This is a genomic window from Haloarcula sp. JP-Z28 (genome assembly GCF_011440255.1).
In the GTDB taxonomy this organism is placed as follows: Archaea; Halobacteriota; Halobacteria; order Halobacteriales; family Haloarculaceae; genus Haloarcula; species Haloarcula marismortui.
The window spans coordinates 150,893-177,887 of record NZ_JAAOHT010000002.1 but is presented as its reverse complement, the minus strand read 5'-3'; the positions used below and the strand labels follow the sequence as shown (position 1 = coordinate 177,887).

Sequence of the window (26,995 nt, the reverse complement as noted above, 5' to 3'; positions counted from 1 at the left end):
CTACGGTCCGATCACCTCGATGGTCGTTGCTCGGGACGGCAGCGTCCGCGAGTATATCCTTGAAGACGGCGACAAGCGGGTCGTCGACGACGACGTGACAGTCCCTGAAGACCCCACCGTATTCGGGTTTGGCGGCGGCGTCGACTCTTGGACCGACGAGTTCGAATCCTACGCCGAGGCGGTCCGTCACGAACTGAAACTCCGCTACGGCGGGGCGATGGTCGCGGACATCAATCAGGTACTCACCTACGGCGGCATCTTCTCGTACCCCGCACTTGAATCACGCCCCGAGGGGAAACTCCGGGTCCAGTTCGAGGGCCACCCGATGGCCTACATCCTTGAGTCAGCCGGCGGTCGGTCCTCCGACGGCGACCAGTCGTTACTTGAGATCGAACCCGACGAGCTACACGAGCGGACGCCGCTGTATCTCGGGAACGACGGCCTGATCGACCGTCTCGAAGCGAATATCGACTGACGACCCGGCTTCTGTCATTTAGTATCCGAGATAGATCGCCAGCGCTTTGAGAACGCCGTACAGCCCGACAGCGACGCCCAGTAGCCCACCGAGGACGGTTCCGACGATGCCGTCAGGCCACAGCGAGAGCGGGTTCGGAACGCCGATCGACGGGAGCGCTGGAATCGGGAGACCACCGCTGTCACCCGTCACGTTCCCGACGCGCTGCCCGTCGACCGTTAGCTCGCCGGTCCTGTTTTCCGGAACGGAGCGGGCAAACTCCGTCGTTCGCGTCTCGCCAGCAGGGACGGTGACCGTCCGCGTTGTCAGTATCGAGGTGTTGAGCGCGACGATTACGTTGTGGTCGCCGCTCGCAGTGCCCCGGTTTTCCAGCTCGACAGTGATGACGGTCCGGTCGCCGGGACTGAGCGTCGATGGAGCAGCCGTGGCGTTCGTGACCACGATATCTGGTTCTCCGGCGGTCTCTGTTTGTGTCTCGGGTTCAGGCGTCGATGTCTCAGTCGTCTCGGATTCAGATGTCGACGTCCCGTTTGCCGCGGCTTCAGACGTTGCCGTCTCATTTGTCGTCGCTGTCTCCGAATCCGCGTCTGCTGCTGTCACCCGCTCGACTCCGACAACAAACGTTGAGAGACTCGGTGATGTAGCCCGGTACACGATGTGCGATTCGGTCCGGTCGGCGAGTTCAGTCGGTAACGGCGTCCATCCGTTGCTGTTCCGGAACAGTGTCACAGCTCCGGGCTCCGCGTCGACCGCCGCAAGTGTGTCGCGGTTCACAGTAAACCTAACCAGCACATCCGCAGTTGGAACTGCGCCATTGTCGAGCGCAAACCGGCTGATACCAGTGTGGCCAGTCGCAGTCGCGAACGACGGCGGAGGCTGGCGAGAGCGGATGGTGAGCGTCGCAGATTCGTTGGACGGGAACGACGCCGTGAGTCGTTCCAGTGTTCCGTTCGGGCCGCTGGTGAGTGCACCCACTTGGGGCTGGATCACCTGTGACTGCCCAGTCCCATTCACCGAGACACTTGCGACAGTCGCATTCGGTTGCTGCACGGTCACGTTCCCAACGGTTCCATTCCCCGTCACAGACACGACTCTGGTCACTGTTTCCGTGTTCCCAAATGGATCGGTAGCCGTCACTGCAACCTCGTGACTGCCAGGCGAGGCGAATGCCACGGTGATGTTCTCGCCGCTCAGGATCGTGTCATCACCCACCTGCCACTGGATAGACTCAACACCCTGGCCGTCTGTCGTTTCCGCTGCAGAGAACGCCACCGGTTCGCCAACTGTCGCGTTTCTCGGACCAGTAACGGTGACGTTCGGTCCAGTCCCATCATAGAGGAACGTCTGCTGTCGGGAAAAGGAGTTGTTGTTCCCGTGCCTGTCGGTCACCGACATCAGCAACAGTGAGTACTCACCTTCTTCAGGGAACGTGTATTCCCGGGTGTAGACGGCTGAGTTGCCGGTACGTTCAGTGAATGCTGAGATATTGAGCGTGTCAAGCGATGCCCCGCCGATGGAGACGCGTAGTTGATCTAATCGTTCATGTGTCTCAACGGTGATTTCGGCGGTCGAACTGTTGACCCGCGTGACATTGAAATCCCTGTACTTCGGTACGACAGCATCCATTCCGGTTGCGGTGACTGTCTCATCCGGGAGTTCGTTGCCTGCCGTATCGGTGATGTTCGCAGTATTGCGGAGGCTGATTGAGACATTGTTTTTGTCTACCTTGCTTTCGAGGGCGAGCGACACACGCGCCCCACTTTTATTCCCCTTCGCTGCACTGATCGACGTGACAGAGACGTTCTCTACCCGACCCGCAGTCAGTGTAAAATCGTCTGCTTGAATCGTGTTCGTGGCTATCGACTCGTCGTCATACAGAGTGACCTCGATGGTCGTGTCGTCGCTCCGCGTCGCGTTGCCCCATTCTGGTGGTTCAGTGTCTTCGGCTACAACGGTGTCTGTCGCAATCGGCATGAGAAGCGGGACCGCGAGAAGCAAAACCAGAAGCGGGAGCCATCGGCGCGGACTCCCGGGTATCAAAGGCGTGACTCGGGAATGACCGATGGCACTCATAGTATCTAGCTATTCAGGCACCCAATATCAATGGTATGCCACCATTATGAGAGGTGATAATCACGCGTGGGGTAGCTACGATGATATGCACTGGGACATCGAACGTGTTGTCGACGGTCGACCCCTTGGGATCGTAGTCGTCGGGAGTATACAGCCCCTACTCCCTCCCTTTCAGTGGTAAACAGTGTGTATTTAATACGGTGGGTGAAAACGAGATAACAGACCACGTGGGGGCGTGGTTGCGGAGGGTGACGTGTTCACAACGGACCGAACGGTCCTGATAGGGACCATCGACGGGTGGTGTAGCGCTCTGCTTGACGAACTTGCGGCCGTCGAGCGAGAACTATGGCTTGTCGTCGCCGTGACGCTCATCGTCGACGTGTGGCTGACACACATCGGCCTCCAGCACGGTCTCCACGAAGGAAACCCCGTGATGCGGGCCGCGATAGAGACGTTTGGAATTGCCGTTCTTGGCCTGACGAAGATCGGCGTTCTCGGGCTGGCAGGGCTGACCCGCCAATTGCTGAGCGACCAACGTGGTGTCGTCGTGCCGCTCGGGCTGGCGCTCCCGTGGGTGGCGGCCGTCGTGATCAACGCGGCCCTCTTGGTTAGCCTGTAGCCGCTCTGGGATTGCGTTGTTCTCCGACGTTACCTGTTCGTTCGCTGGACCAGTATCCTGCACGTATCGTGTAGCCGTGGGCGATTCAGTCACAGACATTCCGTCTGACCGACTGGTTCCGTCGTGGGTAACTGTTATCTGGAAAATCCCATGGACGGCGGTACCCTTTTCCCCACAGTCTGAGATATTAGCCGTATGTCGCCTGAGGTAAATCCATTTGAGAGTTTACAGGAGCAGATCGACGACGCGTCGGACTATCTCGAATATTCGACCGACGTGCTCGAACGGCTGAAACACCCCGAGCGAGTGCTGGAGACGAACCTCTCCGTAGAGATGGACGACGGCTCCGTCGAGGTGTTTCGTGCCTACCGGTCACAGTTCAACGGTGACAGGGGACCGTACAAGGGCGGAATCCGGTATCATCCACAGGTCACACGCGATGAGGTCAAAGCGCTGTCTGGGTGGATGGTGTACAAGTGCGCTGCGGTCAACATCCCCTACGGCGGCGGGAAAGGCGGTATCGAGATCGACCCGCGCCAGTACTCGGCCAGCGAAATCGAGCGGATAACGCGGTCGTTCGCGAAAGAACTCCGGCTAATCATCGGCGAGGACCGGGACATCCCCGCGCCCGATGTCAACACCGGCCAGCGGGAAATGAACTGGATTAAGGACACCTACGAGACGCTGGAGAACACCACCGAACCCGGCGTCATCACCGGCAAGGCTCCGGAGTCGGGTGGCAGTGCGGGCCGCGTCGAAGCGACTGGCCGGTCCGTGATGCTCACGGCCCGCGAGGCGTTCGACTATCTTGGCAAGGACATCGAGGACGCGACGGTGGCTGTCCAGGGCTACGGGAACGCCGGCTCCGTGGCGGCGAAACTCATCGAGGATCTGGGCGCGAACATCGTCGCCGTATCGGACTCCTCAGGTGCCGTCTACAATCCCGACGGGCTCGGCGCACGCGACGCGAAGGCGTTCAAAAGCGAGACCGGGTCGCTAGCCGGCTACGAGGGCGCGACGGAGGAACTGACCAACGAAGAGCTGCTAACGATGGACGTGGACCTGCTTGTTCCGGCGGCACTCGAAAACGCTATCGACGGCGACCTCGCTCGGGATGTACAGGCCGACATCGTCGTGGAGGCGGCCAACGGCCCGCTGACACCGAACGCGGACGACGTATTCACGGAGCGCGACGTGGCCGTGTTCCCTGATATCCTCGCCAACGCCGGCGGCGTCACGGTGTCGTACTTCGAATGGGTCCAGAACCGCCAGCGGTTCTACTGGTCCGAAGAGCGGGTCAACGACGAACTGGAGACCATCATTACGAACGCGTTTGACGACCTCGTCGAGACTTACGAGGAGACCGGCGCGCCGAACTTCCGGACGGCGATGTACGTCGTCGCTATCCAGCGCGTCGTCGCTGCGGCCGAGGAAGGCGGCATCTGGCCCTGACCGCGTCCCGGAATCAGTCGCGGCTACCGCGGGTGTTTTGCCAGCGCTTCCCCTACTATGTGTATGGACATTTACGAGCGCCAGGTTCGCGTCGAAGCCCCGCTAGCAGAAGTCTGGAAATTCCACGCGACAGGCGACGGGCTGGTCACACTGACCCCCGACTGGATGAACATCCGCATCGAGGCGGAGCGGGGACCGGATGGCGAGCCGAACCCCGACGAACTAACCGCCGGGTCGGTCGTCGAATCCTCGATCAAGCCCTTTGGCGTGCCGCCGCGCCAGCAGTGGGTCTCGAACATCGTTGCTCGGGAAGAAGGCGAGGACGAAGCGATGTTCCGCGACGTGATGGAGGAAGGGCCCTTTCCCCACTGGGAGCATACGCACACCTTCCGAGCGTTGAGCGACAGGGAGACGCTCGTCCACGACCACGTCGAGTTTGAACTGCCAGGCGGACCGCTCGGCCGGGCCCTTGGCCCCTTCGGCTGTCTCGGGATGGAACCGATGTTCCGGTATCGCCATCAGCAGACGAAGAAACTACTCGAAGGGTAACTTGGCCTGCCCGCAGACGGCACGGTCCCAACTATGGTATCCGGTGTTTCTTTATCCCCGTGTCGGATACTGCCACAGGATGAGTGGACGTGTCGTTACGATAACTGGTGTGGTCGTGGTGTCTCCGCGCCACAGCGGAGCGGAGTGGACGTGACCGAGCCGCGAATCGACCCGCGAATCGGGCTGGTCGTCGCAGTCCTTGCGGTCAGTACGAGCGCGATTCTCGTCCGCTGGACCGACGCTGCGGCGTCGGTAGCGGCATTCTACCGTGTCCTGTTGACGACCGCGCTGCTGGCCCCGCTGGCGCTGGGTCGGCATCGGTCGGCGTTCGGGCGACTCGCTCGACGGGACGTACTGGCGGCCGGGGCGACGGGCGTCGCGCTCGCAGTGCACTTCGCCGCGTGGTTCGAGAGCCTGGCGTGGACGAGCGTTGCGGCGTCGGTCACGCTGGTCCAGTGCCAGCCGCTGTTCGTCGCCATCGGCGCGTGGGCGCTACTGGACGAGCGTGTCACGCGTGGCACGACGGCGGGCATTCTGGTCGCTATCGGCGGTATCATCGTGATGTCTGTCGGCGAACTGCTCGGAAGCGGGACTGTCGGCCAGCGTCCACTGTACGGCAACGCCTTGGCCCTCGTCGGTGGTGTCATGGCCGCCGGCTACGTGCTCGCCGGACGCTCGCTCCGCCAGCGGTTCCCCCTTATCCCCTACGTGACCGTCGTCTACGGTGTCGCCGCGGTCTGCCTGCTCGTCTTCGTCGTCGCGTCGGGCCACCCTGTGACAGGCTACCCGCCCCGGGAGTGGGCACTGTTCTTCGCGATGGCCGTTGGCCCCGGCGTATTCGGCCACACCGTCCTCAACTGGGCGCTGGCACACGTCGAATCCAGTATGGTCAGTGTCTCACTGCTCGGTGAACCGGTCGGGAGCGCGCTGCTGGCGCTGCTGTTGCTCGCGGAAATACCTGGTCCGTCGACCGTCGCCGGCGGCGCCGTCGTGCTCGTCGGTATCGGCGTTGTTGCTAGAAGCCGGTCGGTCGGAGCAGCGCCAGCGGACTGAAACTGTTCCGGACGGCCTACGCGTGTTTTTCGACGGCTCCGCGGATTTCGGCGGCAGCGAAGTCGTGGTCCGGGCGAATGTTGACGAAATCGAGGAACTCCTCCGCAGCCAACAATTCAGACGTATCGTAATGCTGTGCGGCGGCGGAGACAGCAGCCGGTGCACCGATGAGCGGCTCCAGCGCGCCAAGCGCACAGGCCACGTCGTAGGCGCGAGCATCCCTGATAGCCGCCTCGCGGACGCTCGTGGCGTCGATGAAGTACAGGTCACCGTGGGCCACGAGCACGTTCTCACAGCGGAAATCACCGTGTGCGAGGCCGTCCTTGTGCATCCGGTTGAGGAAGTCAAACACCGTTGGACTGTGTCGCTCGACGGTCTGGGCCGGAAGGTCGTCCAGCGGTTCGAAGTCGGGAATATACTCCAGCACCAGGACCCCCATTCCGTCGTACTCGAAGGCCTCAATTGGTTCGGGAGCGTTAACGCCGATCTCCCGCATCCGCCGGGTCGCCGCCAGTTCGTGTTCCGCCATCTCGTAGGGCGTCCCGAAGTGCTCAAAAAAGCCCTCGGTGCCCGACGAGAACGCGCCGATGTTGCGGCCGGCGGTCAGCAGCGTGTGGACCAGCGAGTTCTGCCCCGTGATGACTTTCACGAACCACTGGTCGTTGACGACCAGCGGGGTCGAGAGCCAGTTGTCCGCCTCCAGAAACGCCACGCGAGCCGCGGGCTCGTCGTACCGCCCTATCACCGCTCGCACCACACCTTCGAGTTGCTCCCAGGGGACTGTTCCACGGAGGAGTCGCCGGAACGCCATTCCCTCTAAGAAACGCCGTGGGCGGTCAAATGGCTTGTGTCTGCCCCCGTGTGGTATTTAATAACACAACACATAGGCTCGGTATGGAGTTCGACGTTCCCGGCGAACACCGGATGATACGGGACTCGGTCCGCACGTTCTGTGAAAACGAGATTCAGCCGATAGCGCAGGACATCGAGGACGAGCACCGGTTTCCGGCAGAGATATTCGAGGAACTCGGCGAGCTGGACGTGATGGGGGTGCCGATCAGCGAGGAATGGGGCGGGCTGGGCGGCGATACGCTGATGTATGCGCTCGTCGCCGAGGAACTCGGGCGGGTTTCCGGAAGCATCGGGCTCTCGTACGTGGCCCATACTTCTCTTGGGGCCAAGCCGATAGAGCTGTTCGGCACGGATGCCCAGAAAGAGCGCTGGCTCACACCACTCGCCTCTGGGGACCAGCTCGGCGGCTGGGCGCTGACAGAGCCGGGCAGCGGAAGCGACGCCAGCGACATGGAGACCATGGCCGAGCGTGACGGCGATGAGTACGTCATCAACGGGACCAAGCAGTTCATCACGAACGCTTCTGTCGCCGGGTCAGTGCTGGTCAAGGCTGTCACCGACCCCGAGGCCGGCTACGATGGCATCTCGACATTCATCGTCGCTCCCGAAGACGACGGCTGGGACGTGACGACCGAGTGGGACAAAATGGGGCTGAACGCCTCGCCGACTTGCGAACTCCAGTTCGACGACTGCCGGGTTCCCGCGGACCGACTGCTCGGCGAGGAAGGCGACGGCTGGGCACAGACCCTGAAGACGCTCAACGGCGGCCGCATCTCCATTGCTGCGCTCTCGACGGGGCTCGCACAGGGGGCGTTTGAGGCCGCGAAGTCTTACGCTACCGAACGCGAGCAGTTCGACCGACCCATCTCGAAGTTCGACGCTGTCCGGGACAAAATCGTCGAGATGGACCGCAAAATCGAGCGCGCTCGCCTGCTGACCCACAAGGCTGCGACGATGTACGACCAGGGCGAAGACGTGACGCGTCTGTCGTCGCTAGCGAAACTCGACGCCAGCGAAATCTGTCGCGAGGTCGCCGAAGACGCCGTTCAGGTGCTTGGCGGCTACGGCTACACGACGGATTTCGCCCCGCAGCGGTTCTACCGGGACGCGAAGCTCATGGAAATCGGCGAGGGACCGAGCGAGATACAGCGGATGGTGCTCGGCCGGGAGCTGGGCCTGTGATACGCCGCACGGCGTTCACGCGTCGACGGGACCTTCGGGGACGATAGTAACGGGCACATCGGCGGCGTCGATGACAGCGACTGCGGCGTCGCCTTCCCGGAGTCTGCCGGCCAGCCCCTTCGGCTCGTGGCCCATGACGATGTGATGCACATCCACGTCAGCCGCGAGTTCGAGCAGTTCGTTGCCGATCCGCGTGCCCGACCGCATTGCTGACCGGCCGACGTGTTCGATAGCGACCGTCGCCACGACGGTGGCGTCGCGGAACCGGTCGCGCATCTCGTCCCGGAGTTGCATGGCTGTGCCATCAGCGGTGTTCTCGTCGACGAGGTGGACGACGTACAGTTCCTCGTCGAGTCCGTCGGCGAGTCGAACTGCCGTATTAATGACTGCCGGAGAGACCGAATCGTTGGCGATAGCCACAAGAATGGTCATACCGGAGACAGGGCCTTCATGTCCTAATCACTTTCTGCCAGACCAACAGGTTCGCTCACTCAGTTGCCTTCAGATTATGGACGGCGTCGACGTACTCGACGACCTCGGCAGTGGGCTGGATAGCCGAGAGTATCGCGTCGGCGTCCTTGTACGCCATCGGCGCTTCGTCCCGGACGCCTTTGATGACGGACTCCGAGTAGATACCGTCCATCGCTTCGGCGAACTCGTCCATATCGACCTCGCTGTGGGCCCGCCGGCGGCTCATCACACGGCCCGCACCGTGTGGCGCTGTCTGGTGGTACTCGTCGTTGCCCTTCCCGCGTGCGATAATCGACCCGTCGGCCATGTTGAACGGGACCAGCAACCGCTGTCCGTCGCGAGCGGGCGTCGCTCCCTTGCGAATAGTGAGGTCACGGAAGTCGATGTAATTGTGAATCGACTGGAAGCGGTCGACGGGGTCGACGCCAAGGGCGTCACAGACGGCATCGCTCATCAGTTCGCGGTTCCAGCGGGCGTACTGCTGGGCGAACAGCATATCGACGAGGTAGCCGTGGGCCTCGCGACCCTCCAGCCAGTCTAAGTCCGTGTTGCGGTCCTCGTCGTCGCTGCTGTGGATGGCATCCTGAACCTGTCCTAAGGCGTCGAAGGCGTTCTCGATCTCCTTGCCGTCCAGTTCGCGGCGGAGGCGGTCCTTCCGGATGTAGGATTCGCCCATGCCGCCAGTGACCCAGGCGTAGAGGTCGCGGGATTCGACTGTATCGGGGTCGAATTTCAGGTACTCGACGTACTCTTCGGGAAGCTGGTCGCGGATCTCGCCGATTGTTCGGCGGTCCGTCGCCGTCGACTGCCAGTACTCGGCGACGGACTTACCCAGATACCGGGAACCGCTGTGGATGACCAGCCAGTAGTCACCCGACTCGCGGGCCTGGCCGAACTCGACGAAGTGGTTCCCGCCGCCCAGCGTCCCCGCGCTCTTGATGATGTACCCCATGCCCTGGCGCTGGTCAGCCAGAACGCGGTCACACAGCGACTCGAAGTACTCTCCGTCGTAGCCGTTGAAGTCGAACTCGACGGGGTCGATGTGTTCGCCGAACCGCTCGGCGTAGGCCGTGTCGAACTGCTCGAAGATGCGGTTGGCCCGCTCGAACGGGAACTCTTCGACGAAGTGGACCGCATCGTCGTAGTCGTGGACCGACCGCCCCATCGGGACCGCCTCGCGGACGCGTCGCTCGCGCTCAGCGTCTTCTAGCGGGAGTTGCGGGCCAAGGTTCGTCGCGGCCATTCCACACCCCACGTCGACGCCGACGATGTTCGGCACGACGCGCTCGCTCAACGGCATCGTAAAGCCGATAGGTGCGCCGGCCCCCCAGTGCGTGTCCGGCATGATTCGAACCGGCTCAGTGAACGCCGGATGGTCGATGAGCGTCTCGATCTGCTCCCGACACCCGCTCTCGACGAGCGATTCGTCGTCGACCATCACCCGTGCTGTGGTGTGTTCGCCCGTCAGTTCGAGTACCATTGGTGTCGTACCGTAGTTGCATGGAGGGTTTGAACCTCACGGTGGCCCGTGGGTGGCTCTCATCCCCGCGAAAGCTCCTAAAACCCACAGCCGAACAGGGCCCGATACACCCAGCCGCTGAAATCTGCCTTCTCAGCCGCTGAGATGGGTTTTCACTCTGTGGGAACACCCTCTCCCTTATATGCCACCGTGGTGCGGAACTCCATATGTGAGGTGACACAGATGTCCTATCAAGCGGCGAACCCCCTGGCAGACGACTTCGAGCTCGAGCTCGGCGGGGCCTGGACCGCATACTGGCTGGCGTTCCTGCGTGTCGTAACCGGCTGGTGGTTCTTCCACGCAGGCGTAACGAAGCTCATCGAAGACGGGCTGGCCTACAGCTACGGGCCGATGTATCTCAAGCAGATGACTGGCACGGCACTCGGTCCGATCCCCGTGCTGATGGGCGAACACTTGGGCTGGCTCATTCAGGCGATGGTTCCGCTGGGCGAGACGCTCATCGGGCTGGGACTGATGGTCGGCGCGCTAGTCAGGCTCGCCTCCGTGTTCGGGGTCTTCTTCATGTCCCTGTTCTGGATCGGCAACGCGGAGTTCGGCCACGGGCTGGTCAACAGCGACTTCATGGGCCTGCTGCTGTTCATGACGATGATCGTGCTGGCCACCGGTCGCTACTACGGCCTCGACGCGATCATCGAGAAGACCAAACTGGTCAAACGACACCCGAAACTCAGGTACCTGCTCGGCTAAGGAGGTGACCACCAATGCAACAACACACCACCGTCATCGACAAAGCGGCGATGGCACTCAGCGGCGGACTGATGCTGCTGGGAGTCGTTGTCCTCGGCATCGTGGAGATACTGGCGGGTAAGCCCTACAGCGCGGCACCGCTGACGAACGACGCGGGCGAGATCATCGCGACCCCGATGGTCGATCCGACGCTCCGGACCGGGCTGGTCTTGGCCGGCCTCCTAGTCTTGGCCCTGTACGGGGTCTACAGGCTCGTCGCCCCAATGAAGACTGAGACGGCCACGACACAGCAAGAAATCACGGCAGACTGAGCAGTCCTCGTTTTCGCTGTTTTGACCCGACGTGTCGCTCTTATCTACAGAAATGATAGTGGGTGCCGTTCCACCCCACCGATTCCCCACTAACAATGTATTTACTGTGGCTATATTAATCAAGTGGGGTAGTTTCTAATTCTGATAGAGCCCACCACAACGCTCATTTCTGTGGTGGTAGTGATTATTATATGCCTTCGCTGGTGGTCCACTACGCTTTTGTTGGGTTACTCGCCGCAACGCTGCTGGGTGCTGCATTCGATAAGCGGTCGTTGCTCCTGTCGATACTCGTTGTCACGTTTCCCGATGTAGACGCGTTCCTCGGTCTCTACTGGCAGGCCGGTCACCGGGCCGCGACGACGAACCTCGTCATCCCGGCGGTGCTGGCGCTCCTCATCGGAGCCGACCTGTACCTGCGCGACAAATCGTATATTAAGCGCCGCTGGGGGGCGTACGGTGTTCGAGTCAGCTGGTTCTGTGTTGTGGTGTATGCGGTGGGTCACGTACTGCTGGACTTGATTACTGGCGGTGCGAACCTCTTCTGGCCGCTGTACGACCAGTTCTATCAGCTCAGCGGCCATCTGGAGCTGTCGAGCCAGCGCGGTATCGTGCAGACGTTCGTCGAGCTACCCGAGCCGCGCGCTCAGACAGCCGGTGGCACCGGTACGGGCGGGAGCGGTGGCTCGACCACGCAGTCGATGGGCAACTCCAGCGAGGTGCAGATGAGTACCGGTATCGACCCCAATCCGGGCCAGCCGGAACCCGAGACTGTCGACCGTGTGTTCCCAATCGCCCGGAGCGGCTGGGAACTGGTCGTCCTCGTCGTCGGGACGCTCGCCACCGCCATCCGTCTGCGCATCGGCCACGACCTCCCGGAGGAGTGATGGGCTGCCGGTCGGCACTGTGGAGCGTTCGCTTTCGAGTCCTTCATATACGCCGTGGCCAACCGGGGAACCATGGGCTTCGAGGTACGCCGACGACTCAGTGTCGCCGACACGGTGACGTTGTTCAACGCCGTCGTCGGGTTCGTCGCCGGAGCCATCGCCTTCACTGACCCCCATCTGGCCGCTCGGCTCATCCTGCTTGCGGTCATCGCCGACGCTATCGACGGAATCGTTGCCCGGAACGGCGACAGTTCGGCGGTCGGCCCGCTGCTCGACTCGGTGACCGACGTGGTTTCGTTCGGTGCGACGCCGAGCCTCTTTCTCTACGTGCTGTTGACGGACGCGTACGGCGGTGTCGAATCCGCTCATCCGGCCGTGTTCGTTGGCCTCGCGTTGCTCGCTTCCGCGTACGTCGTGTGCTCCATCGTCCGGACCGCCTTCTACTCGACGTACTTCGATTCTCCCGACGAGCGGCCGGGCATGCCGAACACCCTCGGGAGTATCATCATCGCGACGGCGTATCTGAGCGGCATCACGAACCCGCTCGTCCTGAGTGTCGGCGCGCTCGGTCTCTCGCTGGCGATGATCGCGCCCTTCGACTATCCGAAACCCGGTCCCAAACACGCGGTGCCGATGGGCGTCGTGCAGGCGGTGGCCGTCGTCGCGCCGGCTGCGCTGTTCCGGGCCGGCCCGCGGGCGATGCTCGCCATCGCGCTGCTGTTTTTCGCGCTCGGCCCGTGGTTTTACCCCGGAGAGTAAGACGCCAGCAGCTTCAGCCGTTCAGTTCCACTCAGGCTCGTACAACTCTCGATCTTGATCGGTATATCTGGTGCTTTAAAGTCTGTTAATCCCATACATATGTGGTACGGAGTTCAACAGCAGGAATGGAATTTCAGTTCTCTTGGTACCTATATACCCCTCTTCTCTCCGCCGCAGTTTCGCTTCTTATCGCTGGTGTTGGCGTGTACTATCGCGACTGCACGGGGTCTCGCTCTCTCGTTTTTTTGATGGTTGCCATCGCCTGGTGGTCGGTGATGTCTGTGATTGAACTCGGGGCGACCGACCTTGCAACGAAGCGCCTCGCACTCAAGCTCATGTATCCCGCAATTGGGGCCGTTCCCGTCGCGTGGCTCCTGTTCGCCATCCAGTACACGGGTCAGACTCGCCTTCCGACCCGCAAAGAGCTGGCGGGCATACTCCTCGGGCCTGTCCTGATGATCTTGCTCGTGTGGACAAACCAATACCACGGGTGGTTCTGGTCCTCGATGGAGTTGGCTTTCCAGGGCTCGCTCCTCGTTTCAGTGACGGAGCGGGGCCCCGCGTTCTGGGCATGGACCGCATACGCGTACGTCGTGATGGCTGTGGGGACCGGCCTCATGCTGAAGCTGGCACTGTTCTCAGGACGCGTCTACCGTACCCAGGCGATCGGACTCAGCCTGGCAGCACTCCTCCCGTGGGGAGGAAACATTCTCTACCTTACCGGCGTCTCGAGCGTATTTGACCTGACCAAGATCGGATTCGTGTTCAGTGGCGTCCTTCTGGGGGGCGCTGTTTTTCGTCGGCAACTGCTTCAAGTCATTCCTGCAGCCCGAGAGATCGCCCGGGACGAGATCGTCGCGTCGATGAAAGAGGCTGTCATCGTCGTCGACGAACGCGACGTTGTCATCGATCTCAATCCACAGGCGAAAGCCATTATCGGGACACCGGGGGCAGCGTGGATCGGCCGGCCACTTGAGGATGTGCTCCCCGGTTTGATTGAGCTCCGTGACTCGCCAACCGACGACATCCCAGACCGTGCCGAAATTACCGTGCCTGTGAATGGCGAAGAGCGAGCATACGAAGTACGACAGACACCGCTGCATCGTGGCTACGGCACAGTCACGGGACAACTGATCACACTCACTGATGTAACCGAGCGCAAACAACGTGAACAACGCATCGAGCGACAGCGACAGCGCCTAGAGGTCGTCAACCGCGTCCTCCGCCACGACATCCGTAACGATATGCAGGTCATTCTGGGGACCACTGAGAACCTCCTCAAATCACAGCAAGCCCAGCCACAACTGAAGCGAATCAAACGGAAAGGAGAGGATATTGTCACATTAAGCGAGCGGGCTCGCGACCTTGAGCGGTTCGTCGGGGACGGCGCAGTCGAAACTACGACCGTCGATCTCAGCGCTGTCGTTGCAGACGTAATAGCTGACCTCGAACGGACGTATCCAGACGTGGAGTTTCGCGTCGAACGGCCGGACCGGGCGGAGGTATCCGCCGTAGATTTGATCGACTCCGCGCTGAGGAACGTTCTGGAAAATGCGGCCGAACACAACGACCAGTCGGTCCCAGAGGTATCGGTGACGGTTATGGGACCCACAGATGACGGGGACGTTACGGTTGCGGTCGCTGATAACGGTCCCGGACTCCCTGACCGAGAGCAGGAGGTGATCGAAACGGGGACAGAAACGGCTCTCAAGCACAGCAACGGGCTGGGTCTCTGGATCGCCTACTGGACTATCACTACCTCCGGCGGAACCATCACGTTTGCCGAGAATACGCCACGAGGTTCGGTCATCACTATTCGCCTGCCATCTGCTTCAGCAGAACAGCCGAAGCCGTGACCGCCACTGTCGCCCCCTCCAGTCAGTAGTTGTGTGTCTCAATAGCGCCGCTTCAGTATATCTCAAACCGCTCAGACCGCGTCCTTGATGAACTCCTTCAGGAGGTCGTTGAATGTCTCGGCCTGTTCGACCATCGCCAGATGGGCAGCATCAGGGACAAACGACACCTCTCCGTCGGGGATCTCGTGAGCCAGTGTCTCGTGATACGCGCGTGGAGTCAGTTTGTCGTGTTCGCCGCAGACAGCCAGCACAGGCACATCGATCTCGCCCAGTCGCTCGCGCACGTCGAAACCGTGACACGTCATGAAGTCGCGGCGTGTTACTGCCTGCCCGACCGCCGCCATCTGCTCGCGGGAGCGAGACGCGGCGTCGTGGTCCGTGTCGTGGAACAGTCGGTCCCGCTCGTGGAGGAACTCGACGGCGCGGTCCCAGTCGTCTGCGAGCCATTCCTGCAGCCCTTCGAACACCGGGAGTTCGGGGCCGGTCCCCAGCAACACTATCGCCTCGGGCGTCCAGTCCCGCTCCAGGGCGACCCACTGGGCGACGGCCCCGCCAAGCGAATTGCCGACCAGCACATCCGCGTCTGTCTCCTGCCCTACAGCGACCACGTCGTCCGCGTAGGCGTCGAGTGTCGTGGTCCCAGCGTCGGTGTCGACATCCTCGGAGTCACCGTGCCCTGACAGGTCCAGTGCGACGGCGGGGTGAGCCGGTCCAGATGGCGCGTATTGGTGACCCCACACGCGGTGTGTCGCCCCGCTGCCGTGGACATACAGCGCCGTCGGCCCCGATGCCGCAGGCTGTGTCTGTCTGTACGCCGTGCCTCGCCCGTTGTGACTGACCCGTACCATGCGACACCGTTCGGAAGCGGTGTGGATAAAAGGTTGGCGCGCTCAGATGAGGTGTGAACCGCATTCAAGCAACTCTCCTCATTTTTCTGCCGTACGGCGTATTTCGGCGATGGATTTATATACTTATAGCACTTACTTTTGGTTAGCATGACTTCAGAACAGCAGTTGTTCGACGAGACGCCCCTCCGCCGATTCGAGTACGACGACAGCGTCGTGTTCGCGGCGGACGTGGGACCTGCCGCCGATGCGAGTGTCGATGTGGTCGATGGGACCGTCATCGTCGTCGCTGACGGCCACCAGTACGAACAGGAAATCCCCGCTGACGACGCACGAGCGTTTATCAACCACGGGGTTCTCACTATCGAACTGTCAGACGGGGAGAGATAACTGATGAGACTCACTGTTAAACCACTCAAACAGAAAGACGCTGGCCGAGGCCTCGCGGCTATCGACCGCGCCGCGATGGACGAACTCGAACTCGAGAACGGCGACTACATAGTTCTCGAGGGGAAGCAGGACAGCCGCGCTGTCGCCCGGGTCTGGCCCGGCTACCCCGAGGACGAGGGGAACGGCATCGTCCGCATCGACGGGCAGCTCCGCCAGGAAGCTAACGTCGGTATCGATGACCCCGTCAACATCGAAAAGGCCGATGTCAACCCCGCGACCTCGGTCACCGTCGCGCTGCCCCAGAACCTCCGGGTCCGGGGCAACGTCGGGCCGATGATCCGCAACAACCTCAGCGGCCAGGCCGTCACACAGGGCCAGACGGTTCCCGTTAGCTTCGGCCTCGGACCGCTTTCCTCGATGTCCGGCCAGAAGATCCCGCTGAAGATCGCCGAGACGGAACCCTCCGGCACGGTCGTCGTGACGGACTCCACAGAGATTCAGGTCAGCGAAATGCCCGCCGAACAGGTCCACAGCGGCGAGGGCGCACCTGAAGCGAGCGACACTCCCGACGTGACCTACGAGGACATCGGCGGGCTCGACCGCGAACTCGAACAGGTCCGCGAGATGATCGAGTTGCCGATGCGTCACCCCGAACTGTTCCAACAGCTCGGCATCGAGCCGCCGAAGGGCGTCCTCCTGCACGGCCCGCCCGGCACGGGGAAGACGCTGATGGCCAAGGCCGTCGCCAACGAAATCGACGCGTACTTCACCACTATCTCCGGGCCGGAGATCATGTCGAAGTACTACGGCGAGAGCGAGGAGCAACTCCGTGAGGTCTTCGAAGAGGCCGAGGAGAACGCCCCCGCTATCGTTTTCATCGACGAGATCGACTCCATCGCCCCGAAGCGTGGCGAGACCCAGGGCGACGTGGAGCGCCGCGTCGTCGCCCAGTTGCTCAGCCTGATGGACGGGCTCGAAGAGCGCGGGCAGGTCATCGTCATCGGCGCGACGAACCGCGTTGATGACATTGATCCGGCGCTGCGCCGTGGCGGTCGTTTCGACCGCGAAATCGAGATCGGCGTCCCGGACAAGAAGGGCCGCAAGGAGATTCTCCAGGTCCACACTCGCGGGATGCCACTCTCCGAGGAGATCAACATCGAGAACTACGCCGAGAACACCCACGGCTTCGTCGGCGCTGACCTCGCGACCCTCACGAAAGAGAGCGCGATGAACGCCCTGCGGCGCATCCGCCCCGAACTCGACCTCGAATCCGACGAAATCGACGCCGAGGTGCTGGAACAGCTGGAGATCAGCGACACGGACTTCCGGGAGGCAATGAAGGGTATCGAGCCCTCCGCGCTCCGGGAGGTCTTCGTCGAAGTCCCGGACGTCACCTGGGACTCCGTCGGTGGGCTCGAAGACACCAAGGAGCGGCTCCGAGAGACCATCCAGTGGCCGCTGGAGTACGAAGACGTGTTCGAGTCGATGGACCTCGAAGCCGCAAAGGGTGTGCTGATGTACGGTCCGCCCGGCACCGGGAAGACGTTGCTGGCGAAGGCCGTCGCCAACGAAGCCCAGTCCAACTTCATCTCCGTGAAGGGGCCGGAACTCCTGAACAAGTTCGTCGGCGAGTCCGAGAAGGGCGTCCGCGAAGTGTTCAGCAAGGCCCGCGAGAACGCCCCGACTGTGGTGTTCTTCGACGAGATCGACTCCATCGCCGGCGAACGTGGCGGCGGCACGACCGACTCCGGCGTCGGCGAACGCGTCGTCTCCCAGCTCCTGACGGAACTGGACGGCATCGAGGACATGGAGAACGTCGTGGTCGTTGCGACCACCAACCGACCGGACCTCATCGACGACGCGCTCCTGCGCCCCGGCCGACTCGACAGGCACGTTCACGTGCCCGTCCCGGACGAGGACGCCCGGCGCGCCATCTTCCACGTCCACACCCGCGACAAGCCGCTGGCCGACGGCGTCGACCTCGACGACCTGGCCAGCCGAACGGACGGCTACGTCGGCGCGGACATCGAAGCGGTCGCCCGCGAGGCGTCGATGGCCGCGACCCGGGAGTTCATCAACAGTGTGGACCCCGAGGATATCGGCGACAGTGTCAGCAACGTCCGCGTGACGATGGACCACTTTGAGCACGCGCTCTCCGAAGTCGGCCCCAGCGTCACCGAGGAGACCCGCGAGCGCTACGACGAAATCGAGCAGCGCTTCGACCGGGCTGAACCCGGCGTCACTGACGAGAGCACGGCCAGTCGCACCTTCCAGTAGCGACGGTCGGCACTCGATAGCGACGGTCGACACACCGACGCTGATTTTTACGTCTTACAGGCGATTTTCTCGCTGCGTTATTCGTCGTCAGCCCTGTCCAGCGTGATCTCGCGACACTCGTAGGCTTCCTTCGTCGCACCGGCCCCGCCGACAGTGACCGGTCCGGCATCGGTCTTGATAGTGAGTGACCGCTCGGCCGGGTTCGTGCTCGATGCGGGATAGACGACGCTCTGCCGGACGTTTATCACCGGTCCCGATATCGTCGTCTCCGTCCGGTCCGCAGTCGAGAGTACCCGGGCGCGAGCAGTGATCGGCGTCCCCGCGCGCAGCGCCAGCGCCGACATGAGCACCGCGAACTGAAAGGCAGAGAACGTCCGCGGGAACTCACACACGTCGGCGACGTAGCGTTCCGTCCCCATCAGCCAGTGGCTACCGAGAAACATCGTGAACTGGTCGTGCGCGAGGTTCTTGTTATCGAACTTGGTTGCCTGATATCCTGCTATCGAGTCAGTCAGCATTCCAGAATGCCCAGTGAGTCCACGCTGAGTGTCGGCGGTCACGAGCAACGGGGTGATGTTGCTCTCGATTGTCCTGACCGCTGTTGCGATATCCTCGTACGGGGGCGTCGGTACTGTCTCATCGCCGTGGACCAGTAACAACACCAACACATCTCGCTCGATAGCGGCGCTGAGTTGCGGCACAAGCTCCGAGAGGGCGGATATCGGCACAGCAACCGTGAGACTCTCCTCGGCACTGTCGATAAGTGATCGTATCGCATCGAGGACTGCCGACTGAGTCCGATGAATCTCCAGCCCCGGTTGTGCCATCATCAGAGGGTACACTGCCACGAGTATAAATCGTCCCCTGAATTGGGCGATACCGTCGCTGAGACGGTGGAAGTGTCACCAGTAGGGATGGTCGTGGTGTAACTTCTTTATGTGTGTGTGTCTCTTCGGACGGGTGATGAAGTCACAGCCCACCGTCCTGTTCGTCCGTAGTCCGAGCCAGGACAGGGCCGCGATTTCGATGCTTCGAGACAGCGGTCTCACCGTCCATGAGTTCGACGGTGTTCGTGAACTGGAGTGTGCGCTCGGCGAGTACGACACGGATTGTGTCGTCACGAACTGCGAAGTGGAGAACTTGGATGGAACACAGTACCTCGGTGGGCTAACGGTTATCGAACGACTGCGGGAAAGCCATCCCGAACTTCCAGTCGTCCTTTTTGCTGAGGTGACGAACGGAGACATCGCTCGTGAGGCATATGGCCGCGACGTGTTCGGGTACGTTCCGAACACCGTGGCAGACGCCCACCAGCGGCTTCTGGCACAGGTCGACGCCGCCGTCGCGTCCAGCCCGGCCCGTCAACGGGCAAACAAGCGAAAACAGCTCAACGAGGCCGTCCGGCTGGTTAATCAAGCGCTCGTCCGCTCACAGTCACGGATGGATATCGAACGCGATGTCACAGCAGTTCTGGCGGGCACGGCCAGATACAGCGAAGCCTGTACGGTGACCTGTCAGCACGACAGGCCGGTCGTTCGAGCGCTGGGCTCACAGCGAGACCGCGTTTCCATCGCCGTGCCGGAGCCGTTGCGTCGCGCCGACTCGGAGGACAGACTGGTCGTTGCAGACATCGACCCAGCAACGTTCGCGGACGACACAGACGCACTGGAGACGGACTGCGTCCGCGTGCTCGCTGTGCCACTGGTGTACGATGGGACGTCGTACGGTGTCCTCGGGGTGTACGCCGACCGTGTCGATATCTTCGACATGGAAGAACAGGACACGTTCCGGGAGGTCGGCCACAATATCGCGCTGGCTATCGACGCGAGCCAGACGAAAGACGCGCTCCAGCAGCGAACGACAGAACTGGAACGACAGAAAGAGCGGCTCCGAGAGCTCGCACAGATCATCTCACACGAACTCCGGAACCCGCTTCAGGCAGCGATGGGACGGGTCGAACTCCTCGCCGCTGAACACGCCGCCGAAGAGTTTGACGCCATCCAGCGCAGCCACACCCGTATTTCGTTCCTCATCGACGATCTCATGGAAATCGCGCGACAGGGCGGCAGACAGTACACTGTCGAGCCGGTCGCGCTCTCCGACGTGATGGGGGACGCCTGGACGACGGTCGACACCGATGGGTCGACCATCGAAATCGACTGTACCGAGACGATATTGGCCGATAGCACCCGGCTGTGTCAGCTCGCAGAGAACTTCTTTCGGCTCGCCACGGACCAGGCCGACACTGGGAAGGTAACGATCACGGACACGGCCGATGGGTTCGCCCTCGAACACGACGGCCCTCCGTTGGAGGCGGGAAACGAGGGGCCGTTTGAACTCTACTACGCCTCCACTGATGAAGGAGTCGGGCTCCATCTCGCTGTGATCCGGGAAATCGCACACGGCCACGGGTGGGAAATCGCCCTTGCCAACGAATCGATGGGGCGGGTCCGGCTGAACGTAACCGACGTTGAGCGACCGTCAGCGAAAACCACGTAGGACCCCGCCTCGCCGTACGCGACTCGAAACCGTATTCTGGATTCAGTCCGGAGTTGTGGTATGGATCTTCAGGCTCGGTATCGCGTGCCAGCACTCACTGGCCTGTTGACGGTCGTGTCGCTTGCGCTCGTGTTCGGGGCCGTTCTCGGGGCCATTCCCCAGTCGGCTCTCCCCGCTGCGCCCGCGAGCGTTCTCGGGGCCATTCCCCACGCCAACGCCGTAGTCAGCGCTCTCGCTATCGGAACAATCATCGGCGGTGTCCGGGCCATCCGCCGCGGAAACATCGCTCGACACCGGAAACTGATGCTCTCCTCGTTTGGCCTGTTCGCCCTGTTTCTCGTGCTGTACCTCTACCGGATAACGCTTGTCGGGCCGACGGACTTCACCGGCCCGTCGGTCGTCGAGACCTACTTTTACCTGCCGTTTCTCGCGGTCCACATCTTGCTCGCCATCATCGCCATCCCGGCGGTGTACTACGTCCTGCTGCTGGCTTACACATACCCCGTCTCGGAACTGCCATCGACAAACCATCCGCGAGCCGGAAAGCTGGCCGCAAGCCTGTGGCTCATCTCCTTCTCGATGGGTATCGTTGTGTACGCGATGCTGTATCTGGTCTGGTAAGGATTACTCGCGCTCCGTTCGGAGCAACCCAAACCACAACATGTCACGCCACGCGCCGTCGAGATACCACTCCTCGCGGTGTGTCCCTTCCTTCGTGAATCCCAGCCGTTCGACCACCGCGACGGAGCGGTCGTTCCCGCCCACGATTTTCGCCGACCACTTTCGGAGCGCCTGCTGGTCGAAGCCATACTTGACCAGCCTGCCCGCCGCCTCAGTGGCGTACCCCTGACCCCAAGCGTCCGGGTCAAGCCAGTACGCCAGTTCGGCTGTGCCGCGCTCCGTGTCGTGGTCCGTCATAGCGACGAGTCCGACCGGCTCGGTCCGCTCCTCGACCGGGCCGGGACTCCCGGCCGGGTCGATACAGACCAGTAGATGGACCGAGTCCTCGTCGGAAAGCGTCTCTTCGTAGTATGTTTCCATCTGGTCGGTGGTCGGCGGGCGGGCGTACGTCCCCAGGCCCCAGACCTGCTCGTTGTGAAAGACGTGCTGTATCCAGTTGAGGTCGTCTCGCTCCGGGGACCGGAGGGCGGTTCGGTCGGTCGCGAGAAAGGACGGCCCTGGCATGGGCAACGCCTCACTCGGAGTGGGCAAAAATGTAGTGCTGTGCAGCACCGACGACGCTAGTCGTCAGCCGGGCTCGATTGGGTCCCGATATCCGGGCGGACAACGTCGCGGTCCGTCGCCTCGCCCTCGATGTCGTAGGGGTATTCGCCGGTGACACAGCCGAGACAGAGGTCAGTCCGGCTCTTGTCCAGCGTTTCCGCGATGGCGTCGATAGAGAGATACGACAGCGAGTCCGCCTCGATTTCGTCGCGGATTTCCTCGACGGACTGATTCCCGGCGATGAGTTCGTCGCGGGAGGCCATGTCGATACCCATGTAACACGGAGCGACGATGGGCGGCGCGCCGATGCGCACGTTGACCTCTTCGGCACCGGCATCCTTCAGCAACTTGATCAGTTGCGTCGAGGTGGTCCCGCGGACGATAGAGTCGTCGATGATGGTGACGCTTTTGCCCTCGATTGTGGACTTGATGGGGTTGAGCTTCAGTCGGACAGCCCGCTCGCGTTCGTCTTGCGTCGGCATGATGAACGTACGGCCGACGTACCGGTTTTTCATCAGCCCTTCGGCGAACTCGATGTCCGAGCCGTCGTCCTGTGCGGCCTCAGCGTATCCGGAGGCGAACGCACGCCCGGAGTCGGGCACCGGCAACACCACGTCCGACTCGACGCCGGACTCCTCCCAGAGTTTCCGACCGAGTTCGCGCCGGACCTCGTAGACGAGGTTCTCGTCGATGGTCGAGTCCGGTCGCGCGAAGTAGACGTGTTCGAAGAAGCAATTGGCCGTGTTCTCCGGTTCGACGAGCTGATAGGTGTCGTAGCCGGTGCCGTCGGCGTGCAGGACGACGAGTTCGCCGGGCTTGACGTCCCGGATCAGTTCGCCGTCGAGCGTATCGATGGCGGCTGATTCGGAGGCGAGGACGTAGCCGTCCTCGAGTTCGCCGATACACAGCGGCCGGTTCCCCTGCGGGTCGCGCACGCCGAGGACCGTCTCGTCGTGCATGATGGTCAAAGAGTACGACCCGTGGATGCGGTTCATCGTCCGCTTGACAGCCCGAACCAGATCCTCCTCGAGGAGATTACGCGCGAGGTCGTGGGCGATGACCTCGGTGTCGCCATCGGACGTAAAGGCGTGGCCGAGGTCAGCCAGTTCGTCGCCGATCTCGTCAGCGTTGACGAGGTTCCCGTTGTGGGACAGTCCCAGCGACCCCGACTTGAACGAGACGGAGAACGGCTGGGCACAGCAGGCGTTGACGCTCCCGGCAGTCGGGTATCGGACGTGGCCGATCCCGTTCGAGCCGTTGAGCGCCTCCAGGTCGCCGGGGTCGAATGCGTCACCGACGAGTCCCATTTCGACGTGGCTGTACTGCTGGAACCCGTCGTGGGTGACGATGCCGGCCGATTCCTGGCCGCGGTGCTGGAGCGCGTACAAGGAGTAGTAAAGCGGTCGGGCGGCGTCACGGTCCTCCAAAGAGATGCCAACAACGCCGCACTTCTCGTGCATTTGTGTTGAGTGTGTTATTCGCCCGCTTTCGACTGCCACTCGTAGTCACGCCGCTTGGCCGACTTGCCGAAACCGCACGACGAGCAGACCTTCTTTTTCGTGTGATACGACTTTTCACCACACCGTCGACACTTCGTGTGCGTCGTGGTGTTTTTCTTGCCCTGACTCGGAGTTCCTGCGCCAGTCATGGAGTAATTGAGACGACGTTATCGCCGCGTATAATCGTTGTGTCTTCATCCTCAACGACGAGGTTCATGTGTTGGTCGTAGCCAGTGAGTTCCCCCTCGAACAGTTCGCCACCCTTCAGCTGTACGGTGACTGTCTCACCGAGGGACGCTTCGAGTACATCTAGCGGTCGTCCACTCATGTACGGTTTGGATAGTGATGGCCGCTTAAACGTACCGTTTGTCTGATGGCGCGCGAGAGCGTTCAGATATCCTACACGTCGACGCTAAAGGGCGCTTGCTCGGCCGCTCGGACGGCGAAGCCAGCCAGCAGGTCTGCGAGCGCGTCGAGGTCGTCCGGGTCGATGACTTCGACCGGCGTGTGCATGTAGCGGTTCGGCAGGCCGACGTTGACTGACGGAATCCCACCGCGGGAGGTGTAGAAAGCGTCCGCGTCGGTCCCGGTCCGGATACCGGTCGCCTGTAACTGGATGTCAATGTCCTCGGCGTCGCTCGTTTCTCGAAGCGCATCGACGGCGACCGGATGGTTCGCGCTCCCGCGGGCAACGACCGGTCCCTCGCCGAGTTCCACACCCGTCGCGGCTTTGCCCGGCGAGCCCGGTGCGTCCGTTGCGTGCGTCACGTCCGCTGCGATGGCGACATCGGGCGCGAGGTCGAATCCGACCATCTTCGCACCCTGTACGCCGACTTCCTCCTGCACCGTCGAAACAGCGTACACCGTTGCGTCCGCATCTGACTCTGCTGCGCGGCGGAGTCCCTCAGCGGCCGCCCAGATGCCGATACGGTTGTCCATCCCCCGTGCAGCGAGGCGGCCGTTCTCCAGTTCACTCAGCGTCTGGACGAATGTCACCGGGTCGCCGCGGTCGACGAGCGATTCTACCTCGCCACCGTCCACTGCCCCAACGTCGACGTGCTGTTCGGAGATTTCGGGGACTGAATCGTCGTCCGAATCCCGGAGGTGAATCGCAGTCTGTCCCACGACACCCGAAACGGGACCGTCAGCCGTGTGAATAGTGACGTGTTGCCCGCGTGAGACGGTCTTGTCAGAGCCGCCGATGCGGCCCAGTTTGACGAAGCCGTCGTCCGTGAAGTCCCGAACGATGAACCCGATTTCGTCGCCGTGGCCCGCGAGCGCAACGGTCGTGTCGCCGCCCTCGACCTTCGCGACAGCGTTCCCGTAGTCGTCCGTTCGGACCTCGTCGGCGAACTCACTGACGTAGTCGAGCCACACCCGCTGGCTGTCGGCCTCGTATCCAGACGGGCCGGGCGTTGTCAGCAGCGATTCAAGGAACTCTCGTCGTCGTGTGTCCATATGGGGCATAATCGCCCCGTGGTGATGAAATCAACGGACGGCAGATGGTCTACGACCATCCCAGCGTGGTCCCGGTACCGCCACGGCTAAGAGTCGCGGTATCGAACTGTCAGTATGGCAGAATTCACCTTCCTCGAACTGCATCTCGACGGCGCGGAGTTCACTGCGAACGCCCCATTCAGCGCTGCTGACGATGACGACGAATCGGAGCGCAAATCGCGGTGGTCGCGGTCCCAGACGGAAAAAGCGAGCGACGAAACGGATGCAGAAGGCGGCAGTGGCCCCAGCATCGGTCGCATCGCGCTCGCGGTGCTCGGTGTCGTCGCAGTTGTCGCGCTCGTTCTGCGCCTGTATTTCGGCGGGTCTACCGCTGATGACGACAGCGACGAAGCGCTGTAGGGCCACGTCTCGTGCCACAGCGAGCAACGAACCGAACGCTAGTGGTCGTTTTCGCAGGGAGAAGGCCTATTTTGTCCCGCCACATTTCAGACGTATGGGATTATACCACAGCGTTCAGGCTGTCGCCAGCGCGACCGGCGACGGCCCCATCGACTGGAGTGCTGTCGCCGACGCCGCGAAGGGTGCCACAGACACGGGTGACCTCACCGTCGAGACGCCCGAACGCGACGGCTACGCGACCGACGTTCGGGACGCACGGGATCGCGTCCGGGAGGTCGGCGAACTTGCCTTTGATCTTCCCGAAACCGTCGAAATCCAGAACCGGCATCACTGGATCGACGCCAACGTCGCCACGTTCAGCCGCGTGATGGAGCCGATAGAACAGCAGGCCGAGTATATGCCCGGCATCGCCCGCGTCGTCAACACCGGATCGATGGCCGTTGCGCTGTCGTTTCTTGGAAACAACGTCTTGGGCCAGTACGACCCCGTCTTGCTCGCGGACAACGACGCCCACGCGCTGTACTTCGTGCGCCCCAACATCAACCGGGTCGCCGACCAGTTGAACGTCGAACGGGACCGCTTCCGCCGCTGGATCGCCTTCCACGAAGTCACGCACGCGGCGGAGTTCGGTGCAGCCCCGTGGCTGTCTGACCACCTCGAAACAGCGATGGAGGACGCCATCGACAACCTCACCGACGGCAACATCGACCGCACAACGCTTGGCGAACTCGATACGACGATGACTGCCGTCGAAGGGTACGCGGAACTGCTGATGGACCGTGCCTTCGACGACGAGTACGACGACCTGCGGCGGAAAGTCGACGAGCGCCGACAGGGACGTGGCCCCATCGCGTCGCTCATGCGCCGACTGCTCGGCCTCGGAATGAAACGCCAGCAGTACGAACGCGGGAAGGCGTTCTTCGACACGGTCGCCGACGCCCGCGGCGTCGCTGCGGCCGGACGCGTCTGGGATTCGCCGGACACCCTCCCCACCGAAGACGAGATAGAGACGCCGACGCTGTGGATCGACCGCGTCGATCCCTGAAAGCGCTACAGCACGCTGCGTGGTCGCACGGAACGGTTATTTTTCCGGTTCTTCTACAGGCCCTTCTATTTTCGCGACCTCGAGGAGGATTTCGCTGTTCGATTCGTCGACAGCGACAACTGTCCCGGCGACGACGAGCTTCGATATCGGCGTCGGGCCGAGAATGACGGCCTGTCCCTCACTGAAATCCTGCACCGAACTCTGGAGGTGGAACCGGGCGCGGCACTTCTCCGGGTCGTGAACGTTCGTGAAATTAATTTCCTCGACGGTGACGTCGACCCGGTCGTAGTCGTGGGCGACGACGACGCTCTCTGCCTCGTCTATCTGCTGGCGGTCGATTGCGTCGAATGCCTCGGACGTCGGCTTGTAGCCACCCGTCGGGCCGGGAATACCTTCGACAAGTCCCAGCGAGGTCAGACTCTGCATCTGGTTCCGTACCGTTCCGGGGTTCCGGTCGATCTCCTCCGCGATTGTCTCGCCGGTAACCGCCTCACCGGTCTGTTGATACCTGTTTACCAGCGTCGTAAGCATCGTTCGCTGGCTGTTGTTCAGATCGATGCTAACCATACCGGAGTGTATCGGGAGCGGCTACTTAT

At 62.1% G+C, this 26,995-nt stretch carries 29 protein-coding genes; 17 read left to right on the top strand and 12 right to left on the bottom strand.

Annotated features, from left to right (window positions below):
- Positions 1-475 (top strand): class 1 fructose-bisphosphatase (locus G9463_RS23940; protein WP_240149913.1); only part of this gene is annotated, 475 nt, incomplete at its 5' end.
- 18 nt (positions 476-493) lie between these two features.
- Here G9463_RS23940 and G9463_RS02385 read toward each other — a convergent pair.
- Positions 494-2,548 carry a PKD domain-containing protein gene (locus tag G9463_RS02385; RefSeq protein WP_165895861.1) on the bottom strand — a complete coding sequence of 685 codons (2,055 nt, stop codon included), beginning with the start codon at positions 2,546-2,548 and terminating at the stop codon, positions 494-496.
- Between the two features lie 235 nt (positions 2,549-2,783).
- Here G9463_RS02385 and G9463_RS02380 point away from each other — a divergent pair, with 235 nt between their 5' ends.
- From G9463_RS02380 to G9463_RS02365, 4 genes are all read left to right on the top strand, one after another.
- On the top strand, positions 2,784-3,167 hold the full coding sequence (locus G9463_RS02380; RefSeq protein WP_007187809.1) for a DUF5658 family protein: 384 nt from the start codon (positions 2,784-2,786) through the stop codon (positions 3,165-3,167).
- Positions 3,168-3,362: 195 nt separating this feature from the next.
- Complete coding sequence (locus G9463_RS02375; protein ID WP_007187810.1) at positions 3,363-4,619, top strand: Glu/Leu/Phe/Val dehydrogenase; 1,257 nt, start codon at positions 3,363-3,365, stop codon at positions 4,617-4,619.
- Positions 4,620-4,682: 63 nt separating this feature from the next.
- Positions 4,683-5,168 (top strand): SRPBCC family protein, encoded by a 486-nt coding sequence (locus tag G9463_RS02370; protein WP_165895860.1) that lies wholly within the window; start codon positions 4,683-4,685, stop codon positions 5,166-5,168.
- A gap of 144 nt (positions 5,169-5,312) precedes the next feature.
- Positions 5,313-6,221 carry a DMT family transporter gene (locus tag G9463_RS02365; RefSeq protein ID WP_007187811.1) on the top strand — a complete coding sequence of 303 codons (909 nt, stop codon included), beginning with the start codon at positions 5,313-5,315 and terminating at the stop codon, positions 6,219-6,221.
- Between the two features lie 16 nt (positions 6,222-6,237).
- On the opposite strand, the gene G9463_RS02360 is transcribed toward G9463_RS02365, so the two are convergent.
- The gene (locus G9463_RS02360; RefSeq protein WP_004961624.1) at positions 6,238-7,032 is read right to left on the bottom strand and encodes an RIO1 family regulatory kinase/ATPase; all 795 of its coding nucleotides are present in this window, start codon (positions 7,030-7,032) and stop codon (positions 6,238-6,240) included.
- 83 nt (positions 7,033-7,115) lie between these two features.
- On the opposite strand from G9463_RS02360, the gene G9463_RS02355 reads away from it, so the two are divergent.
- Complete coding sequence (locus G9463_RS02355) at positions 7,116-8,255, top strand: acyl-CoA dehydrogenase family protein (RefSeq protein WP_165895859.1); 1,140 nt, start codon at positions 7,116-7,118, stop codon at positions 8,253-8,255.
- A gap of 15 nt (positions 8,256-8,270) precedes the next feature.
- Here G9463_RS02355 and G9463_RS02350 read toward each other — a convergent pair whose 3' ends face one another.
- A complete protein-coding gene (locus tag G9463_RS02350) occupies positions 8,271-8,687 on the bottom strand; it encodes a universal stress protein (protein WP_165895858.1) in 417 nt (138 codons plus the stop codon).
- Between the two features lie 55 nt (positions 8,688-8,742).
- Positions 8,743-10,206 carry an RtcB family protein gene (locus G9463_RS02345; protein WP_165895857.1) on the bottom strand — a complete coding sequence of 488 codons (1,464 nt, stop codon included), beginning with the start codon at positions 10,204-10,206 and terminating at the stop codon, positions 8,743-8,745.
- Positions 10,207-10,428: 222 nt separating this feature from the next.
- On the opposite strand from G9463_RS02345, the gene G9463_RS02340 reads away from it, so the two are divergent.
- From G9463_RS02340 to G9463_RS02320, 5 genes are all read left to right on the top strand, one after another.
- The gene (locus G9463_RS02340) at positions 10,429-10,953 is read left to right on the top strand and encodes a DoxX family membrane protein (RefSeq protein ID WP_165895856.1); all 525 of its coding nucleotides are present in this window, start codon (positions 10,429-10,431) and stop codon (positions 10,951-10,953) included.
- A 14-nt stretch (positions 10,954-10,967) separates the two neighbouring features.
- Positions 10,968-11,264 carry a hypothetical protein gene (locus tag G9463_RS02335; protein WP_004961612.1) on the top strand — a complete coding sequence of 99 codons (297 nt, stop codon included), beginning with the start codon at positions 10,968-10,970 and terminating at the stop codon, positions 11,262-11,264.
- A gap of 191 nt (positions 11,265-11,455) precedes the next feature.
- Positions 11,456-12,148 (top strand): metal-dependent hydrolase, encoded by a 693-nt coding sequence (locus G9463_RS02330; RefSeq protein ID WP_004961609.1) that lies wholly within the window; start codon positions 11,456-11,458, stop codon positions 12,146-12,148.
- Positions 12,149-12,220: 72 nt separating this feature from the next.
- A complete protein-coding gene (locus G9463_RS02325) occupies positions 12,221-12,907 on the top strand; it encodes a protein sorting system archaetidylserine synthase (protein ID WP_004961606.1) in 687 nt (228 codons plus the stop codon).
- 125 nt (positions 12,908-13,032) lie between these two features.
- Complete coding sequence (locus tag G9463_RS02320; protein WP_165895855.1) at positions 13,033-14,763, top strand: histidine kinase N-terminal 7TM domain-containing protein; 1,731 nt, start codon at positions 13,033-13,035, stop codon at positions 14,761-14,763.
- Between the two features lie 71 nt (positions 14,764-14,834).
- Here G9463_RS02320 and G9463_RS02315 read toward each other — a convergent pair whose 3' ends face one another.
- Positions 14,835-15,611 carry an alpha/beta fold hydrolase gene (locus G9463_RS02315; protein WP_165895854.1) on the bottom strand — a complete coding sequence of 259 codons (777 nt, stop codon included), beginning with the start codon at positions 15,609-15,611 and terminating at the stop codon, positions 14,835-14,837.
- A 147-nt stretch (positions 15,612-15,758) separates the two neighbouring features.
- On the opposite strand from G9463_RS02315, the gene G9463_RS02310 reads away from it, so the two are divergent.
- Together G9463_RS02310 and G9463_RS02305 are read left to right on the top strand one after the other, a co-directional pair.
- Positions 15,759-15,998 (top strand): hypothetical protein, encoded by a 240-nt coding sequence (locus G9463_RS02310; RefSeq protein WP_004961597.1) that lies wholly within the window; start codon positions 15,759-15,761, stop codon positions 15,996-15,998.
- A 3-nt stretch (positions 15,999-16,001) separates the two neighbouring features.
- Positions 16,002-18,275, top strand: a complete 2,274-nt coding sequence (locus G9463_RS02305; protein WP_165895853.1) for a CDC48 family AAA ATPase — start codon at positions 16,002-16,004, stop codon at positions 18,273-18,275.
- Between the two features lie 77 nt (positions 18,276-18,352).
- Here G9463_RS02305 and G9463_RS02300 read toward each other — a convergent pair whose 3' ends face one another.
- Positions 18,353-19,105: a TrmB family transcriptional regulator sugar-binding domain-containing protein gene (locus tag G9463_RS02300; protein WP_165895852.1), complete on the bottom strand. Its 753-nt coding sequence runs from the start codon at positions 19,103-19,105 to the stop codon at positions 18,353-18,355.
- Between the two features lie 133 nt (positions 19,106-19,238).
- Here G9463_RS02300 and G9463_RS02295 point away from each other — a divergent pair, with 133 nt between their 5' ends.
- Both G9463_RS02295 and G9463_RS02290 read left to right on the top strand, forming a co-directional pair.
- A complete protein-coding gene (locus G9463_RS02295) occupies positions 19,239-20,774 on the top strand; it encodes a hybrid sensor histidine kinase/response regulator (RefSeq protein WP_165895851.1) in 1,536 nt (511 codons plus the stop codon).
- A 60-nt stretch (positions 20,775-20,834) separates the two neighbouring features.
- Positions 20,835-21,395, top strand: a complete 561-nt coding sequence (locus G9463_RS02290; protein WP_004961586.1) for a DUF420 domain-containing protein — start codon at positions 20,835-20,837, stop codon at positions 21,393-21,395.
- Positions 21,396-21,398: 3 nt separating this feature from the next.
- Here G9463_RS02290 and G9463_RS02285 read toward each other — a convergent pair whose 3' ends face one another.
- From G9463_RS02285 to G9463_RS02265, 5 genes are all read right to left on the bottom strand, one after another.
- Entirely contained in the window at positions 21,399-21,959 is a 561-nt protein-coding gene (locus G9463_RS02285; protein WP_165895850.1) for a GNAT family N-acetyltransferase, read from the bottom strand.
- Between the two features lie 56 nt (positions 21,960-22,015).
- Positions 22,016-23,458, bottom strand: coding sequence for an amidophosphoribosyltransferase (gene purF, locus G9463_RS02280; RefSeq protein WP_004961581.1), 1,443 nt, complete (start codon positions 23,456-23,458; stop codon positions 22,016-22,018).
- A gap of 14 nt (positions 23,459-23,472) precedes the next feature.
- Positions 23,473-23,646 carry a 50S ribosomal protein L37e gene (locus tag G9463_RS02275; protein ID WP_004517916.1) on the bottom strand — a complete coding sequence of 58 codons (174 nt, stop codon included), beginning with the start codon at positions 23,644-23,646 and terminating at the stop codon, positions 23,473-23,475.
- Complete coding sequence (locus G9463_RS02270) at positions 23,643-23,825, bottom strand: LSM domain-containing protein (RefSeq protein WP_004517917.1); 183 nt, start codon at positions 23,823-23,825, stop codon at positions 23,643-23,645. Before G9463_RS02270 ends, G9463_RS02275 begins: the two co-directional genes overlap by 4 nt.
- Before the next feature lie 71 nt (positions 23,826-23,896).
- A complete protein-coding gene (locus G9463_RS02265) occupies positions 23,897-24,955 on the bottom strand; it encodes a M20/M25/M40 family metallo-hydrolase (RefSeq protein ID WP_165895849.1) in 1,059 nt (352 codons plus the stop codon).
- A 114-nt stretch (positions 24,956-25,069) separates the two neighbouring features.
- Here G9463_RS02265 and G9463_RS02260 point away from each other — a divergent pair, with 114 nt between their 5' ends.
- Both G9463_RS02260 and G9463_RS02255 read left to right on the top strand, forming a co-directional pair.
- Positions 25,070-25,354, top strand: a complete 285-nt coding sequence (locus G9463_RS02260) for a hypothetical protein (protein WP_165895848.1) — start codon at positions 25,070-25,072, stop codon at positions 25,352-25,354.
- Positions 25,355-25,448: 94 nt separating this feature from the next.
- On the top strand, positions 25,449-26,399 hold the full coding sequence (locus G9463_RS02255) for a zinc-dependent metalloprotease (RefSeq protein WP_004961571.1): 951 nt from the start codon (positions 25,449-25,451) through the stop codon (positions 26,397-26,399).
- Between the two features lie 36 nt (positions 26,400-26,435).
- On the opposite strand, the gene G9463_RS02250 is transcribed toward G9463_RS02255, so the two are convergent.
- Complete coding sequence (locus G9463_RS02250; RefSeq protein ID WP_121303039.1) at positions 26,436-26,966, bottom strand: Rrf2 family transcriptional regulator; 531 nt, start codon at positions 26,964-26,966, stop codon at positions 26,436-26,438.
- Positions 26,967-26,995: the final 29 nt, after the last annotated feature.

Bases quoted from the DNA above. Each gene is read 5' to 3' on its own strand.
- G9463_RS02310 (WP_004961597.1), top strand. From the start codon at position 15,759: ATGACTTCAGAACAGCAGTTGTTCGACGAGACGCCCCTCCGCCGATTC.
- G9463_RS02320 (WP_165895855.1), top strand. From the start codon at position 13,033: ATGGAATTTCAGTTCTCTTGGTACCTATATACCCCTCTTCTCTCCGCC.
- G9463_RS02375 (WP_007187810.1), top strand. From the start codon at position 3,363: ATGTCGCCTGAGGTAAATCCATTTGAGAGTTTACAGGAGCAGATCGAC.
- G9463_RS02350 (WP_165895858.1), bottom strand. From the start codon at position 8,687: ATGACCATTCTTGTGGCTATCGCCAACGATTCGGTCTCTCCGGCAGTC.
- G9463_RS02285 (WP_165895850.1), bottom strand. From the start codon at position 21,959: ATGCCAGGGCCGTCCTTTCTCGCGACCGACCGAACCGCCCTCCGGTCC.
- G9463_RS02300 (WP_165895852.1), bottom strand. From the start codon at position 19,105: ATGATGGCACAACCGGGGCTGGAGATTCATCGGACTCAGTCGGCAGTC.
- G9463_RS02360 (WP_004961624.1), bottom strand. From the start codon at position 7,032: ATGGCGTTCCGGCGACTCCTCCGTGGAACAGTCCCCTGGGAGCAACTC.
- G9463_RS02355 (WP_165895859.1), top strand. From the start codon at position 7,116: ATGGAGTTCGACGTTCCCGGCGAACACCGGATGATACGGGACTCGGTC.
- G9463_RS02260 (WP_165895848.1), top strand. From the start codon at position 25,070: ATGGCAGAATTCACCTTCCTCGAACTGCATCTCGACGGCGCGGAGTTC.
- purF (WP_004961581.1), bottom strand. From the start codon at position 23,458: ATGCACGAGAAGTGCGGCGTTGTTGGCATCTCTTTGGAGGACCGTGAC.
- G9463_RS02255 (WP_004961571.1), top strand. From the start codon at position 25,449: ATGGGATTATACCACAGCGTTCAGGCTGTCGCCAGCGCGACCGGCGAC.
- G9463_RS02340 (WP_165895856.1), top strand. From the start codon at position 10,429: ATGTCCTATCAAGCGGCGAACCCCCTGGCAGACGACTTCGAGCTCGAG.
- G9463_RS02305 (WP_165895853.1), top strand. From the start codon at position 16,002: ATGAGACTCACTGTTAAACCACTCAAACAGAAAGACGCTGGCCGAGGC.
- G9463_RS02275 (WP_004517916.1), bottom strand. From the start codon at position 23,646: ATGACTGGCGCAGGAACTCCGAGTCAGGGCAAGAAAAACACCACGACG.
- G9463_RS02325 (WP_004961606.1), top strand. From the start codon at position 12,221: ATGGGCTTCGAGGTACGCCGACGACTCAGTGTCGCCGACACGGTGACG.
- G9463_RS02335 (WP_004961612.1), top strand. From the start codon at position 10,968: ATGCAACAACACACCACCGTCATCGACAAAGCGGCGATGGCACTCAGC.
- G9463_RS02370 (WP_165895860.1), top strand. From the start codon at position 4,683: ATGGACATTTACGAGCGCCAGGTTCGCGTCGAAGCCCCGCTAGCAGAA.
- G9463_RS02345 (WP_165895857.1), bottom strand. From the start codon at position 10,206: ATGGTACTCGAACTGACGGGCGAACACACCACAGCACGGGTGATGGTC.
- G9463_RS02250 (WP_121303039.1), bottom strand. From the start codon at position 26,966: ATGGTTAGCATCGATCTGAACAACAGCCAGCGAACGATGCTTACGACG.
- G9463_RS02315 (WP_165895854.1), bottom strand. From the start codon at position 15,611: ATGGTACGGGTCAGTCACAACGGGCGAGGCACGGCGTACAGACAGACA.
- G9463_RS02270 (WP_004517917.1), bottom strand. From the start codon at position 23,825: ATGAGTGGACGACCGCTAGATGTACTCGAAGCGTCCCTCGGTGAGACA.
- G9463_RS02295 (WP_165895851.1), top strand. From the start codon at position 19,239: ATGAAGTCACAGCCCACCGTCCTGTTCGTCCGTAGTCCGAGCCAGGAC.
- G9463_RS02265 (WP_165895849.1), bottom strand. From the start codon at position 24,955: ATGGACACACGACGACGAGAGTTCCTTGAATCGCTGCTGACAACGCCC.
- G9463_RS02330 (WP_004961609.1), top strand. From the start codon at position 11,456: ATGCCTTCGCTGGTGGTCCACTACGCTTTTGTTGGGTTACTCGCCGCA.
- G9463_RS02385 (WP_165895861.1), bottom strand. From the start codon at position 2,548: ATGAGTGCCATCGGTCATTCCCGAGTCACGCCTTTGATACCCGGGAGT.
- G9463_RS02290 (WP_004961586.1), top strand. From the start codon at position 20,835: ATGGATCTTCAGGCTCGGTATCGCGTGCCAGCACTCACTGGCCTGTTG.